The organism is Prauserella endophytica, from assembly GCF_005146945.1.
In the GTDB taxonomy this organism is placed as follows: Bacteria; Actinomycetota; Actinomycetes; order Mycobacteriales; family Pseudonocardiaceae; genus Prauserella_A; species Prauserella_A endophytica.
This window is the reverse complement of record NZ_SWMS01000003.1, coordinates 86,740-100,633: the sequence shown is the minus strand read 5'-3', so window position 1 is coordinate 100,633 and position 13,894 is coordinate 86,740. Positions and strand designations below refer to the sequence as shown.

Genomic DNA, 13,894 nt, shown 5'->3' with positions numbered 1-13,894 from the left:
GTCCGCGAAGGTGGGAGACAATGCGATTCAGTTACGTGATGCTGCCCGACTATCCCCTCGACGACACGATCGAGTCCATCAAGCTCGCCGACGAGCTCGGGTTCTACGCCTGCTACGCCGCGGACGAGACGTGGCACAAGGACCTGTGGCTGCTGTTCGCGGCGGCGGCCGACAAGACGAAGAACATCCGGTTCGGGCCGAGCCTCTCGGCGGTGACGCTGCGCGAGCCGTCGCTGATCGCCCAGGCCACGGCGACGCTCGACGAGCTGACGGGAGGCCGCGCCGAATGCGTGCTCGGATCGGGCAACTTCGGCCTGCTCGCGCAGTACGGCATCGACTGGGTCAAGACGAAGCCCCTGACCCGGATGAAGGAGGCCCACCACGTCGTGCGCACGCTGCTCGACGAGGGCGCGATCACCTACGACGGCGAGTTCTACTCCTACAGTGGCCTGTTCAGCTTCGCCCGCCCGGTGCAGGAGCGGGTGCCGGTGAAGCTCGGCGCCATGCGCGGCCCGAAGTCGTTCCAGACCGCGGGTGAGATCTCCGACGGCGTCCATCACGCGCTGAGCTACACCAAGCGCGCGTACGAGTACATGGTGGACAACGTCCGTGCCGGGGCCGAGCGGGCGGGCCGCGACGCCGCCTCGCTGGACCTGGGCGCGTGGATCGTGTTCGCCACCGGCCCTGACTCGCGGGCGGCCAAGGACGCGGCGCGCGCGATGGTGGGGTTGTACGCGTCGTCGATGCCGGTCGAGCAGCTGGAGCGCAACGACGTCGACCCGGCCGAGCTGACCGACATCATCGCCGCCGTCGGCGAGGGCAGGGTGGACCGCGCGTTCGAGCTGACCTCGCCGGAGCTGGCCGACCGGCTCTCGGTGGCGGGCACACCCGAGGAGTGTGCCGACAAGATCAAGTCCCAGATCACGTCGGCCGGTGTCAACCACCTCATCCTGGCGATCACCGACGCCGCACTGGTGAAGGCGTTCTCGGGCATGGAACTGCCCGGCGTGGCGACGATGCGCGAACAGCTCCGTCTCGTCCACGACGAGATCATGCCCGCCTTCGCCGCCCAGCCCGCCTGACGGCATCGTGCCCCCAAGGCCACCTTTGTTGCGTGGCCCGAACACCGCGGCGCGCAGCGCCTCCGTTTGGGTGGCGGTGGGAGACGGGTGGGAGCAACAAAGGTGGCCTTGGGGCGCGTCGGTCAGGCTTGGTGACGGCCGCCGTTGGCCTTCCGGAAGCGGTGCCGCAGCTGGAGGATCCTGGCGGCGCCCAGCAGTGCGACGAGCAGGGCGCCGCCGACCGCGGCCAGCAGCACCCCCACGCCCACCGGGAGCGAGCCGGACATCCAGAGGAAGTTCACCGTCGCGGAGGCCTGGTTCTGCAGGATGAAGATCAGCAACAGGATCAGCACCAGGACGCCGACGATCGCGGCTACCCACGCGGCACTGATCCGGGTGCGCTTGACCACAGGCTCAGGCCTGGCCTGCGGACCCGTCACCCCCTCGCCCTGCGCGTTGGGCGAGGGCCCTCCTGGTACGTCCGTACTGCCCTGGTTGGCCGGCGGCTCTTCCTCGCGGCCGGCGCCCGCTGAGGTGCTCACCCCTCCATCATCGCTCCGAACAGGGACGAACGCACCCCGTCACGCGGCGGGACGTCACAGCACGACGAAGATCAGCCAGCTCAACCCCGGCGCCAGCGCGATCACCGGAACCGCCCACGACAGCAGCTTGCGGAAGAACAGCCGGTTGTCCATCGACTGCTGGTTGGCCACGAGCAGGGCGCCGTTGGTGGACAGCGGGCTGACGTCCACCACGCTGGAGGCGATGCCGATCGCGCTGATGGTGCCCAGCAGGGGCAGCGCGCCGTCTTCGAGCAGCGGCACCGCGAGCGGGACCGACGCGCCCAGCACGCCAGCCGTCGAGGCGAACGCCGAGATGACCCCGCCGATGTAGGCGGCGGCCAGCGCGGTGAGCAGCGGGCTCCCGCCGCCGGAGATCAGGTCCCGCAGGTAGTCGATCGTGCCGATCTCGTCGAGCACGCCGACGTAGGTGATCACCCCGCACACCAGCAGGACGGCCGACCACGGGATACGGCCGATGGCCTCGGCGTAGTCCTTCGGCGCCAGCAGCGTCAGCACGAGACCGATGGTGAGCGCCGTGAAGCCGACGTCGAGGCCGAAGGCGGTGCCGGCCACGACAAGTCCGCCCAGGCCCGCCAGGGTGAGCGCCTGGTGGACCGTGAACCGGGTCCGCGTCGTGGTGACGGTCGCCGTGGCGACTCCACCGCCGGCGCCCTCCGCCTCCACCCCGGGCTCGTCCCGCCTGCGCTCCCGGACCAGCCGCACGCCGCCGAAGAGGCAGAACACGACGATGCCGAGCGCGGCGTTGAACAGGAAGCTGTTGAGGAACAGCCACGGCTGCTGATCGGGCAGCCCTGCACCGACGAGCAGCTGCCCGGTGATGGCACCGAACGGGCTCAGCGGCGAGAACGAACCGGCCGTCGCACCCTGGACCACCATGAGCCCGGTGAGCAGCGGGCTGATCCGGTACTGCTGGGCGAACCGCATCGCGATGGGCGCCACGATCGCCACGGCCGCCGCGCTCAGCGCGCCCACCGCCGCCACGAACGCCGTGAGGACGAACAGCAGCCACGGCACCAGCGCGACGCGGCCGCGCACGAGCCGCACGCCGCCGTCGACGATGCGCTCCAGCGTCCCGTTGGTCTGGGCGATCCCGAAAAGGTAGGTCACACCGACGAGCAGCACGAGCAGGTCGGCAGGGAAGCCGCCCAGCATGCCGTCGATGTCGAGGCCGCCGAGCCCGACGCCGACGACGAACGCCGCGACCAGCGCCAGGATGCCGAGGTTGACCGGCACGAACGACGCGAGCACGAACATCGCCAGCAGCACGGCCAGCGACACGATCTGCACCGTCAACGCGCCGCTCCCTCCGGCGCGAGCAGGCCGCGACGGCGGAGCTCGGGCCGCAGGCCCTCGCCCACCCAGTACGCCTCCTCGAGATGCGGGTAGCCGGACAGGATGAACTCCTCGATGCCGGCCGCGTGGTACTCCTCCATGAGGTCGGCGACCTCGGCGTGGCTGCCGACGAGCGCGGTGCCGGCGCCGCCCCGCAGCAGACCGACCCCGGCCCACAGGCCCGGGTGCACCTCCAGCTCGCGCGCGTCGCCCGTCTTCACACCGTTGTGCAGGCGGTTCATGGCCTGCTGGCCCGTGGACTCGAGCCCGGCCATCCGCTTCTGCGACGCGGCGACGTCGGCGGGGTCCATCTCGTCCAGGAACCGCTGGGCGGTGCCCCACGCGTCCGCGCCCGTGTCTCGCGTGATCACGTGGGCGCGCAGACCGAACCGCAGCGCCCGCCCCTCCTCCCCGGCCAGCTCGCGCAGCCTCGCGATTTTGGCCCCCACCGCGGCCGGGGGCTCACCCCACGTCAGGTGGACGTCGGCGCGCCGGGCCGCGACGGGCAGCGCCGCCTCGGAGGAACCGCCGAAGTACAGCGGCGGCACCGGGTCGGGAAGGTCGAACGCCCGCGCGTCACGCACCTGGTAGTGCTTGCCGTCGAAGTCCACGGGCTCGCCCGACCAGATCGCACGCAACAGGTGCAGGAACTCGTCGGTGCGCTCGTAGCGCTGGTCGTGGTCCAGCCAGTCGCCGAAGCGGCGCTGTTCCGCCGAGTCGCCGCCGGTCACGACGTTGAGCAGCAGCCTGCCACCCGAGATCTTCTGGTACGTCACCGCGAGCTGGGCCGCCAGGGTCGGCGTGAGCGTGCCGGGGCGGAAGGCCACGAGGAACTTGATGCGGCTCGTGCGGCTCAGCAGCGCGGCGGTGCTCAGCCAGGCGTCCTGGCACCACGTGCCGGTGGGCGTCAGCATGCCCGTGAATCCGAGGTGCTCGGCGGCCTGCGCCACCTGGGCGAGGTACTCGATCTCCGGCTCGCGCGGGGTGTTCGCGCCGCTCGCGGTGACGTGCGGACGGTCCACGATCGACCTGCCGTCACCGTGACTCGGCAGGAACCAGTGCAGCGTCACGCTCATCGGAAGAAGTTCCCTTCAGGCTTGTTTCGGGCGCCGAACGTATCAGTTCCACCCGTTCGCGCGAACGTTTCGATGGAAAGAAAGAAATTCGTCACAGCGAATCGCGGCAGCCCTGGATAATTTCTTTCCGTAAATTACGAATCGCCCTTCATCCGGACCAGGGCGGCGCCGTCGAACCGGTAGCCCACTCCGCGCACGGTGGTGATCAACGGGAGCTCGGCGCCGAGCTTGGCGCGCAGTTTCCGGATGTGGACATCGAGCGTGCGGCTGCGGTGCGTGCTCGTCCTCGCCATTCCCCACACCCGGTCGAGCAGCACGGCGCGATGACACACTCTGCCCGCGTTGCGGTAGAGGTGCAACAGCAGGTCGAATTCGAGCCGGGTGAGCGGGACCGGCACGCCCGAGGCGTACACGATCCGCGCGCCGGCGTCGATTACGATGACAACACCGGTGACGTCCGGTGGCGCGGTCGATTGGGTCACGATTTCCAGCACACCAAGAAGGGGCTTTCTGGGCAACCCGCGTTCGCATCGTGGACATTGTCGACTCGGCGCGGAAAATCAATTACCCGGCCCTTGTTGTCTCGTTCAGGGTGACGATCAAGCCGGGGCGCGCGACTTCCCGGCATGGCAACGCGCAACAAGGTACTGACGACCGGGTTCTTCCGCGACCGGGCTCTCGACTTCCGTACCCGGGTCGTGCTGGGCGCGGCCGTGCACGGGGCCAGCGAACCGGGGGCCGTGCTCGCGACGGTCGGCCGCGTCGAGGCACAGCACGCGTGGTACCGCGAGTGGTGCGCGACCGCCGACGCGACCGAGCGGGCCGCCGTCGCCGCCCGCGAGGCGGGGCACCTGGTCAGCGCCCGAGGCGGGTTCCTGCGCGCGGCGACCTACTGGGCCTGCGCCCTCGGCGGCGTCGACGCCTTCCGCGAGAAGCACACGGAAGCCATCCTGCTGCCGACGTTCCGCAGGCACCGCGCGTGCTGGGACGCCTTCATCGACTGCTCCGGCGGCGCGCACGAGCGGGTGAACGTGCGGTACGAGGACACGACGCTGCCCGGTTACCTGCTGCGGCCCGACGACTCGGGCAGGCCGAGGCCCACCCTCGTGGTCACCAACGGCAGCGATGGCGCGCTCAGCGACCTGTGGAGCGGGGCCGGGGTGGCCGCGGCGCTCGAGCGGGACTGGAACGCGTTCGTCTACGACGGTCCCGGCCAGCAGTCGATGCTATTCGAACGCGGCATCGGGTTCCGCCCGGACTGGGAGGCCGTGCTCACCCCCGTGCTCGACGCGCTGCTCAGCAGAACGGACGTCGACGCGGACCGGCTGGCCGGTTACGGGCTCAGCCAGGCCGGCTTCTGGCTGCCGCGCGCGCTGGCCTTCGAGCACCGGCTGCGCGCGGCCGTGATCGACCCCGGCGTGGTGGACGTGTCGACGCCGTGGATGGCACAGCTCGGCGCCCGGCTCACCGCGCAGCTCGACGGCGGCGACCGCGAGGCGTTCGAGCGGGGCCTGCGCCTCGCGACGCGGATCCCGGCACTGGGCCGCACCCTGAAGTTCCGGGCCAGGCCGTATCGGCACGACAGCTGGTTCGACCTGTTCACCACCGTGCGGACCTATCGCCTGCTCGCGGCCGACGGCGCGCGGGTCCGGACACCGTTGCTGATCACCGACCCGGAGGGCGAGGAGTTCTGGCCGGGCCAGTCACGCAGGCTCGCCGGGCTCGTCCGCGAGGCGGAGCTGGCCGGGTTCACCGCCGCGGAGGGCGCCGACCGGCACTGCGAGCCACTAGGCAGGCTGGTCGTCGAGCAGCGGGTGTTCGACTGGCTCGACGACCGCCTCGCCAGGTAGCGCTCACGCGTTGGCGTCCACCTTCTCCACGCCCTTTCGGTGCAGCCGGTAGGCGAGCGCGACCGACGCGAGCGCCGCCGCGGCGAAGCACAGGAAGATCGGGCTCTCCACAAGCGACATCGGGGAGATCGCAACGGTCTGGCGCAGCGAGAGCTCCAGCATCGGCCCGAGGATGAAGCCCATCACGAACGGCGCCACCGGGAGCCCGCGCTTGCCCATCGCCCAGCCCGCGACCCCGGCGACGAGGCACACCACGATGTCGAACACGCTGTTGCGCGCGGTGTACGCGCCGACGCCGCAGCACACCAGGATCACCGGTCCGAGCACGCCGTACGGCACGCGGGCGATCTTCGCCCACACCCCGGCCAGCGGCAGGTTGAGCACGAGCAGGATCACGTTGGCCACGAAGAAGCTCGCGATGACGGCGGCGGTGATGTCGGCGTCGGAGGTGAACATCGTCGGGCCGGGCACCACGCCGTAGACCATGAGCGCCGCCATGATCAGCGCCATCGTCGGGCCGGTGGGGATGCCGAGGCTGAACAGCGGCACGAAGCCGCTCATCGCGGTGGCGTTGTTCGCGGCCTCTGGGCCGCCGATCCCCTCGACGGCGCCCTGGCCGAACCGCGAGTCACCCTTTCGCTCCGCGCGGCGGCGTTCACTGGCGTAGCTGAGGAACGTGGTGGTGGACGGCAGCATGCCCGGGATGAGCCCCAGCAGGAAACCCGTCACCGTACCCCGGCCCGCCGCACCGGCGCTGCGGCGGAACTCGTCCCGCGTGGGCAGGAATCGGCCCACCTTCGCGGCCTGCGCGACGGGTGTGCCCCGTTCGAGCGTGCGCAGCACCTCGGCGACGCCGAACAGGCCGATCATCACGGGCACGATGTCGAGCCCCTGCATCAGCTCCAGCGAGCCGAACGTCATGCGCTGCTGGCTGCTGGTCAGGTCGAGCCCGACGGAGGCGAGCAGCATCCCGGCCACCGCCATCCCGATGCCGCGCACGACGGAGCCGGACGACAGGCCCGCGATCGCGGTGAGGCTGAACAGCACGAGCCCCAGCATCTCCGGCGGGCCGAACTCCAGGGCGAACCCGGCGAGGTGCGGACCGATCAGCCAGACGCCGATCGTGCCGGCGATCCCGGCCACGAACGACGCTCCGGCGGCGATCGCGAGCGCGGTTCCCGCCCGGCCGCGCCGGGTCATCGGGTAGCCCTCCAGCGCGGCGGGCAGCGACGAGACCTCGCCGGGGATCTTCAGCAGGATCGCGCTGGTCGAGCCGCCGTACATGGCGCCGTAGTAGATCGCGGCGAGCACCACGATCGCGGCGGCCGGACCGAGGTAGGCGGTGAGCGGAAACAGGATCGCGATCGCCGACACCGGGCCGAGGCCCGGCAGCACGCCGACCATGGTCCCCGCGAGACAGCCGAGGAAGGCCAGCAGCAGCACCTGCGGCTGGAACACCTCGGCGAAGCCCGCGAGCAGTTCGGACAGTCCCATCTGGCAGCCTCCCTCAGAACCTGAGGATCCCGGCGGGAAGAACCACTCCCGACAGTTCGAACAGAGCGACGAAGACCGCGTTGATCACGATCGTGTACACAGTGGACCGGACCCAGCCGTAGCCGGAGATGACGCGCAGGAACACGAACACGACGCCGACACCGGCGAGCACGTAGCCGAGCGTGCCGAGCAGCGCGGCGTAGGCGGCCACGAGCGCCAGGCAGACGAGCAGGTCGCGGCGGCGGGACGGAGCCCCGGCGGGTTGGTCGCCTGCGGAGTCGCCGGTGCCCTCGGTGGCCGAGGGGCGTTCGGCGAAGGCGCTCGTGACGGCCAGGACCACGCCGAGCACGAGGACGTACCAGCCGGCCATGTCGGCCTGCGCCGCGGGATCCACGGTGAGCAGCAGGCGCAGACCCTCCTCGATGGACAGTCCGGCGAGCAGCAGGAGAACGAGCATCGGGGCGTATGAGCCCAGTGTGCGGGCCCTGGACGGGCTCCGCGGGGTGGTCGTGGCCATGTGGCCTCCTGGGAAAGCGGTGGAGGAGGAAGTGGTCAGCCCGCGACGCCGATCTGCTCCGAGAGCGTGGCGAACCGGCGTTTCTCGTGGTCGATGTCGGCGCGCAGGTCCTCGCCGGTGAGCACGGCGGGGGATAGCCCCACGGCGTCGAGCGCGTCGACGACGGTCTCGTCCTCGGCGATGGCGGCGACGGCGTCGGCGAGTTTCGTGGTGAGGTCCCTGGGCAGACCCGGCGGCGCGGACACTCCGACCCAGTACCGCATGTCGAGCCCGGGATGGCCGAGCTCGGCCGCGGTGGGCACGCCCGCCAGCTTGCCGACCGGCTTGTCCCCGGTGAGGGCGATCGGCCGGAGCTTGCCCGTCTTGCTGAGGCTGAACGCCGAGCTCGCGCCGCCCGCGCCGAAGTCGATGTCGCCGGCGGCGACGGCGCGCATCACCTCTCCGGAGCTGCGGAACGGCACCCGCTGCACGCGCGCGGCGTCGATCCCGTTCTCGGCGAGGAACTGCAGTGTCGCGTAGTCGCTGGTGCTGCTGCCACCGATCCAGCCGACGGTGAAGCCCTCCGGGTTTCGCTTGGCCGCCTCGACGACGTCGGCGTAGTCGCGGTACGGGGAGTCACCGCCGACGACGTAGACGTGCGGGCCCTCCGCGAACTTGGCGACGAACGTGCGGTCGGCCCAGTCATACGGCACGTACGGCAGCAGGCCCTGGATGGAGCTGGACCCGGCGCCGTCGGCGAGCAGCGTGTAGCCGTCGGGCTCGGCCGAACGCACCGAGCTGACCCCGATGATCTGGTCGGCTCCCGGCTTGTTGATCACGTTCACGGGCACGCCCAGCTCGTCCGACAGCGCCTCCGCTCCCGCCCGCGCGGCGATGTCGGTGGACCCGCCCGCCGCGAAGGGCACCACGTAGTCGATCGACCGGCTCGGGTAGCTCGCCGCGGTCTCCGCGGCCGCGGCGCAGGAGGTGAGCAGCGCGGCGGCGCAGACGGCCGCCGCCACCCGCGTGAACGCTGGCATCGGCCTCACCCCTCGCGCCGGTCGCCGCGGACGCGGGCGGTGGCTCCGGCGTCGACGGCACCGTCGCCGGTGAGCACCACGCCGTAGTCCCGCAGTGCGCTGTCGGCGCTCACCCGGCCCTGCGCGACGTCGCGGGCGACGAGCTCGGGCGGCCTCGCGAACGGGTCGCCGTAGCCGCCGGATCCGGGACTTTCGATGCGCACGACGTCGCCGTGGTCGAGGGTGATGCCGGAGACCCGGCCGCCGGGCAGGGTGCGCTCGGTCTCGGTGCCGGGACGGAGGATGAACCTGCCGGTGGTGCCGTCCCCGCCTCCTTCGAGCCCGAGCGGAGGGAACGTCTGCCGGTCGGCGTGCGCGGAGAAGTCGGCCTGGCCGGACAGGACCCGGATGTCGCGCCGGACGCCGAGTCCGCCGCGGTGCTCGCCCACTCCTCCGGAGTCGGTGATCAGCTCGTAGGTGTCCACGCGCAGCGGGTACTCGAGCTCCAGCGCCTCGATGGGCAGGTTCGACGAGTTGGTGACGTGCACCTGCACGGCGTCGAGGCCGTCGCGGTCCGAGCGCGCCCCAGCCCCGCCCGCGATCACCTCCGGGTAGACGAAGAACTCGTCGTCGGGTCCCGCGAAGGTGACGTAGGTGATGGAACTGTGCGAGCCGGCGGGGACGCGGCCGGGCACCGCCTTCGCGAGCGCGGCGAGAAGCACGTCGGCCACCCGCTGGCAGGCATCGGTGCGTGCCGCCACGGCTGCCGGCGGACGCGGGTTGACGATGCTGCCGAGCGGGGCGTCGATGCGCACGGCGTCGAAAAACCCGCCGTTGGCGGGGATGTCGGGATCGAGTGCGGCCTTGAGCGCGTAGTAGACGGTGGCCTCGAGCGCGGACCTGACCACGTTGATCGCCACGTCGGCCTGCCGTCCGGTGCCGGCGAAGTCGATCGAGATCTCCTCGCCCGCCACCGTGATGGCGGTCTGGATGCGGATGGGCTCCTGGCCGGGGCTGTCGCTGTCGAGCCAGTCGGCGGCGGTGTAGGTGCCGTCCGGGATCGCGGCGACGGCGACCTCGAGCCTGCGCCGCGCGTAGTCGAGCAGTTGCGCGCACGCCGCGTCGATCACGGCGCTGCCGTGCAGCTCGTGCAGCTCGGCGAAGCGGATGCCACCCGTGTGCACGGCGGCGAGCTGGGCCAGCAGGTCGCCCCTGCGCTCCTCGGGAAGCCGCGAGTTGAGGGTGACGAACGCCAGCACCTCCTCGTTCACCGCACCGTCGATCATGAAGCGCACCATGGGGATGCGCAGGCCCTCCTGGAAGATGCTCGTGGAGTCGCCGGAGTTGCTGCCCGGAACGTGACCGCCGACGTCGGAGTGGTGGGCGATGTTGGCGCTGAACCCGACGAGCCCGCCGTCGTGGAACACCGGCGCAACCATGGTGATGTCGGGCAGGTGGGTGCCGCCGCCGGTGTAGGGGTCGTTGGTGATGTAGACGTCGCCCGCGCGCAGCTGCTCGGCGCCCTTCTGGTCGAGCAGCGCCTGCACCAGGCCCTTCATCGAGCCCATGTGGATGGGGATGTGCTCGGCCTGTGCCACGAGCCTGCCCTGCGCGTCGAACAGCGCCGTGGAGCAGTCGACTCGTTCCTTGATGTTCGTGGAGTAGCTCGCCCGGCGCAGCACGGCGCCCATCTCCTCGGCGACCGACAGCATGGCGTTGCCGATCACCTGCACGCTCACCTGGTCCACAACGGTCTCGGTCATTCCGCGTCCACCTCGATCAGCAGGTTTCCGAAATCGTCCACAGTGGACGACCATCCCGGGGGTACGACGGTGGTCGAGTCGAGCTGTTCCACGATCGCCGGTCCGGCGAACGTGTTGCCGGACTTGAGCTTCGCCCGGTCGAGCACCGGTGTCCGCAGCGCGCCGTGTTCCTCGCCGAAGTCCACGTCGCGGGTGCCGAGCAGCGCGTCCGGCTCCGGTGTGGCGGATCCGGCGGAGACGCGGGGCATGTCGGGCTTTGCGACCTCGCCGTGCGCGATGGCCCGCAGGTTCACCAGCTGAACGGGCGAGTCCGGGTGCGCGAAGCCGTACGCCTTCTCGTGCTGGGCGTGGAAGTCCGCGACCACCGAGGCGAGCGAGGACTCGTCGAGCCCCGCCGACGGCAGCGGGATGCGCAGCTCGAAGTTCTGCCTCGGGTACCGCGCGTCGGCCAGGACGGTGACGTCGTGCCGCTGCGCGATGCGCGCCTCCCCGGCCAGCCACGCCTTGCCCTCGGCGACGAGCGCGGCCACGGCCTCGTTGAGCGCGGGCAGCGTGTCCGGCTCGGCCCGGCGCAGGAACGAGCTGGTGAACTCGCTGCGCACGTCGCTCACCAGCAGGCCGAGCGCGCACAACGTGCCGGGGTTGGGCGGGACGAGCAGCCGGGTCATGCCGACCTCTGCCGCGACCTCGGCGGCGTGCAGCGGACCCGCGCCGCCGTAGGCCATGAGCACGTACTGGCGCGGGTCCTCCCCCGCCTCCACCGACACCTGCCGCACGGCGCGCGCCATGTGGGAGTTGGCGAGCCTGCCGATACCGCGGGCGGCCTCGACGACGCTCGTGCCGAGCCCTTCGGCGACGGTGGCGACGGCACGTTCTGCGGCCGTGCTGTCGATGGGCATCGCCCCGCCCAGCGCGCTTTCCGGGTTCTGCCTGCCCCGCACCACGTTCGCGTCGGTGGTGGTCGGCCGCGTGCCACCGTGGCCGTACGCGGCCGGGCCTGGCCGGGCGCCCGCGCTCTCCGGGCCGACGCGCAGCCCGCCCGCGCCGTCGACGGAGGCGATGCTGCCACCGCCCGCGCCGATCGTGTGCACGTCCACCGAGGGCACGCGGATCGGGTAGCCGCCGAGGCCCCGCTCGTTGGCCGAGGCGGGCCGCCCGTCGCGGATCAGGCACACGTCGGTGGAGGTGCCGCCCATGTCGAAGGTGATGAGGTCGCCGATCCCGGCGAGCCCGGCGAGGTAGCTGGCGCCGACCACGCCGGCGCTCGGCCCCGAGAGCAGTGTCGTCACCGGCCGCTCGGCCACCGCGTCGGTGGAGGCGAGCCCGCCGTTGGACTGGATGACGCGCGGCCCCACGGGCAGGCCGGCCTCGGCCACGCGCTCTCCGAGCCGCCGGATGTAGCGGGAGACGACCGGCCCGATAAAGGAGTTGATCACGGCCGTGGAGAACCGTTCGTACTCGCGGAACTCCGGCGCGACGCGGCTGGAGCGCGAGACGAAGACCTCGGGCAGCCGCCGCGCGAGCGCGTCCTCCACGCGGGTCTCGTGCGCGGCGTCGCGGTAGCTGTGCAGGAAGCAGATCGCGACCGACTCGGCCCCGCACGCCTCCAGCTCGGCGGCGACCCGCTCGATCTCGGCGTCGGTCAGCTCCAATACGACCTCACCGGACGCGGCGAGCCGCTCGGCGACGCCGAACGTCAGCTCGCGCGGGACGAGCACGCGCGGCTTGTCGGCGAACAGGTCGTAGAGGTGCGGCCTGCGCTGCCGCGCGATCTCCAGCACGTCCGGCACTCCACCGGTGACGAGCAGGGCGGTGGTGGCGCCCTTGAGCTCCAGCAGCGCGTTGGTCGCGACCGTGGTGCCGTGGCCGAGGTAGGTCACGTCGTCCGGCGTACGCCCGGCGTCGCCGAGCACGTGCCGGATGCCGTCGGCGACGGCGATCGACTGGTCGTGGCCGGTGGAGGGGAGCTTGAAGATGTGGAACCGGCCGCTGCCGGTGTCCAGCGCGGTCACGTCGGTGAAGGTGCCGCCGACGTCGACTCCGATACGGATCATGCGGTCTCCTGGAAGGTCCTGGCCAGATCGAGCCGGGCGGGGAGCGGCTCGTCGCCGAGGCCGAGCAGGGCGTCGACGGCGAGCGAGGCGAGCACGGGCGAGAGCTTGAACCCGTGCCCTGAGAATCCGCTCATCGACACGACCCGTTCGAAGCCGGGCGGGGTGCCGATGAGCCCGTGGTTGTCCGGGGTGTAGCCCTCGATGAACGCGGCGGCGCCCTCCGCACTGGGTTCCAGTCCGGTGAACAGGCCGCCGATGGCCGTCTCGACCCGCCGGGTGTACCCGGCGGGCACGGCTCTGTCGAATGTGGACAGGTCGGGCACGGTTTCCTTGGGGATGTGCAGGTTGACCTTGACGAGGCCGTCGCCGTCGGGCGGGAAGAACGAGAGCTCGGCCTCCGGTCCGCTGCGCCTGATGCCGACGGGGAACCGCTCGGGGGCGAAGGCGGCGGGGTCGGTGGCGCGGAACCAGTGCAGCACCACCCTGCGCACCTCGTACCGGCCCCGCACGCCTGCCAGCAGCTCGGCGGTCCACGGCCCACCGCACACGAGCACGCGGCTCGCGGTGAGCACGCCGCCGGTGGTGTGCACGCGGACGTGGCCGCCCGCCTCGTCGATACCGGTGCAGCGCACGCCGGTGCGCACGTCGCCACCGAGGTCGCGCGCGAGCCCGGCGGCGGCGCGGATGGCGGTGGAGGGGAACAGCAGCCCGCCCTGCGGATCGAGCACGCCCACGTCGTCGTCACGCAGGACGTGCTGCGGATACCGGGCGGCGAGCTGGTCGTGGTCGAGCCGCTCGTGCGGGAGCCCGAACTCCTCGCCGCTGCGCAGCACCTCCGCGACGTCGGGATGCTCGGGGGCGCCGATGCTCAGGGCGCCGGTGGGCAGCATGATCCGCTCCCCGGTCGCCTCGGCGAGTTCGGCCCAGGCACTGGCGGCCCGCCGCAGCAGCGGGACGTACCAGGCGCCCTCCTTGTAGGCGACGCGGAAGATCCGGGTGCGCCCGCCCGCGGCGCCGTGCTCGTGTCCCAGCTCCGCGTGCTGTTCGAGCCCGATCACGCGCAGCCCATCCCGGGCGAGGCGCCACAGCGCCATGCTGCCCATCGTGCCGACACCGACGACGACGACGTCCGCATCGACGCCGGAAGCCCGGTCGGACATGTTTA

Annotated in this window: 12 protein-coding genes; 2 read left to right on the top strand and 10 right to left on the bottom strand. The window is 71.7% G+C overall.

Annotated features, from left to right (window positions below; all coding sequences use genetic code 11):
- Positions 1-20 precede the first annotated feature (20 nt).
- Positions 21-1,082, top strand: a complete 1,062-nt coding sequence (locus tag FCN18_RS07580; protein WP_137094099.1) for an LLM class flavin-dependent oxidoreductase — start codon at positions 21-23, stop codon at positions 1,080-1,082.
- Between the two features lie 122 nt (positions 1,083-1,204).
- Here the strand turns inward: FCN18_RS07580 and FCN18_RS07575 are convergent, their stop codons facing one another.
- From FCN18_RS07575 to FCN18_RS07560, 4 genes are all read right to left on the bottom strand, one after another.
- Positions 1,205-1,603 (bottom strand): lipopolysaccharide assembly protein LapA domain-containing protein, encoded by a 399-nt coding sequence (locus FCN18_RS07575; protein ID WP_228713736.1) that lies wholly within the window; start codon positions 1,601-1,603, stop codon positions 1,205-1,207.
- Between the two features lie 54 nt (positions 1,604-1,657).
- Positions 1,658-2,932, bottom strand: coding sequence for an SLC13 family permease (locus FCN18_RS07570; RefSeq protein WP_113642185.1), 1,275 nt, complete (start codon positions 2,930-2,932; stop codon positions 1,658-1,660).
- Between the two features lie 2 nt (positions 2,933-2,934).
- Positions 2,935-4,053, bottom strand: a complete 1,119-nt coding sequence (locus tag FCN18_RS07565) for an LLM class flavin-dependent oxidoreductase (protein WP_113642186.1) — start codon at positions 4,051-4,053, stop codon at positions 2,935-2,937.
- Positions 4,054-4,187: 134 nt separating this feature from the next.
- Positions 4,188-4,535 (bottom strand): winged helix-turn-helix domain-containing protein, encoded by a 348-nt coding sequence (locus FCN18_RS07560; RefSeq protein WP_228713734.1) that lies wholly within the window; start codon positions 4,533-4,535, stop codon positions 4,188-4,190.
- 144 nt (positions 4,536-4,679) lie between these two features.
- On the opposite strand from FCN18_RS07560, the gene FCN18_RS07555 reads away from it, so the two are divergent.
- Positions 4,680-5,903, top strand: a complete 1,224-nt coding sequence (locus FCN18_RS07555; protein ID WP_137094095.1) for an alpha/beta hydrolase family protein — start codon at positions 4,680-4,682, stop codon at positions 5,901-5,903.
- A 3-nt stretch (positions 5,904-5,906) separates the two neighbouring features.
- Here FCN18_RS07555 and FCN18_RS07550 read toward each other — a convergent pair whose 3' ends face one another.
- The 6 genes from FCN18_RS07550 to solA are packed head-to-tail and all read right to left on the bottom strand — an operon-like array spanning position 5,907 to position 13,889.
- A complete protein-coding gene (locus FCN18_RS07550; RefSeq protein WP_112269289.1) occupies positions 5,907-7,397 on the bottom strand; it encodes a tripartite tricarboxylate transporter permease in 1,491 nt (496 codons plus the stop codon).
- A gap of 13 nt (positions 7,398-7,410) precedes the next feature.
- Positions 7,411-7,914, bottom strand: coding sequence for a tripartite tricarboxylate transporter TctB family protein (locus FCN18_RS07545; protein WP_137094093.1), 504 nt, complete (start codon positions 7,912-7,914; stop codon positions 7,411-7,413).
- Between the two features lie 35 nt (positions 7,915-7,949).
- Positions 7,950-8,933, bottom strand: a complete 984-nt coding sequence (locus FCN18_RS07540; RefSeq protein WP_137094091.1) for a tripartite tricarboxylate transporter substrate binding protein — start codon at positions 8,931-8,933, stop codon at positions 7,950-7,952.
- A gap of 5 nt (positions 8,934-8,938) precedes the next feature.
- Complete coding sequence (locus tag FCN18_RS07535) at positions 8,939-10,675, bottom strand: hydantoinase B/oxoprolinase family protein (protein ID WP_113642191.1); 1,737 nt, start codon at positions 10,673-10,675, stop codon at positions 8,939-8,941.
- Positions 10,672-12,729, bottom strand: coding sequence for a hydantoinase/oxoprolinase family protein (locus tag FCN18_RS07530; protein WP_137094089.1), 2,058 nt, complete (start codon positions 12,727-12,729; stop codon positions 10,672-10,674). Before FCN18_RS07530 ends, FCN18_RS07535 begins: the two co-directional genes overlap by 4 nt.
- Positions 12,726-13,889 (bottom strand): N-methyl-L-tryptophan oxidase, encoded by a 1,164-nt coding sequence (gene solA / locus FCN18_RS07525; RefSeq protein ID WP_113642193.1) that lies wholly within the window; start codon positions 13,887-13,889, stop codon positions 12,726-12,728. The genes FCN18_RS07530 and solA overlap by 4 nt, the downstream gene beginning before the upstream one ends.
- Between the last annotated feature and the right edge of the window lie 5 nt (positions 13,890-13,894).

Excerpts from the sequence above, each read along its gene's own strand:
- FCN18_RS07550 (WP_112269289.1), bottom strand. The coding sequence starts at position 7,397 with ATGGGACTGTCCGAACTGCTCGCGGGCTTCGCCGAGGTGTTCCAGCCG.
- solA (WP_113642193.1), bottom strand. The coding sequence starts at position 13,889 with ATGTCCGACCGGGCTTCCGGCGTCGATGCGGACGTCGTCGTCGTCGGT.
- FCN18_RS07530 (WP_137094089.1), bottom strand. The coding sequence starts at position 12,729 with ATGATCCGTATCGGAGTCGACGTCGGCGGCACCTTCACCGACGTGACC.
- FCN18_RS07545 (WP_137094093.1), bottom strand. The coding sequence starts at position 7,914 with ATGGCCACGACCACCCCGCGGAGCCCGTCCAGGGCCCGCACACTGGGC.
- FCN18_RS07555 (WP_137094095.1), top strand. The coding sequence starts at position 4,680 with ATGGCAACGCGCAACAAGGTACTGACGACCGGGTTCTTCCGCGACCGG.
- FCN18_RS07535 (WP_113642191.1), bottom strand. The coding sequence starts at position 10,675 with ATGACCGAGACCGTTGTGGACCAGGTGAGCGTGCAGGTGATCGGCAAC.
- FCN18_RS07580 (WP_137094099.1), top strand. The coding sequence starts at position 21 with ATGCGATTCAGTTACGTGATGCTGCCCGACTATCCCCTCGACGACACG.
- FCN18_RS07540 (WP_137094091.1), bottom strand. The coding sequence starts at position 8,933 with ATGCCAGCGTTCACGCGGGTGGCGGCGGCCGTCTGCGCCGCCGCGCTG.
- FCN18_RS07565 (WP_113642186.1), bottom strand. The coding sequence starts at position 4,053 with ATGAGCGTGACGCTGCACTGGTTCCTGCCGAGTCACGGTGACGGCAGG.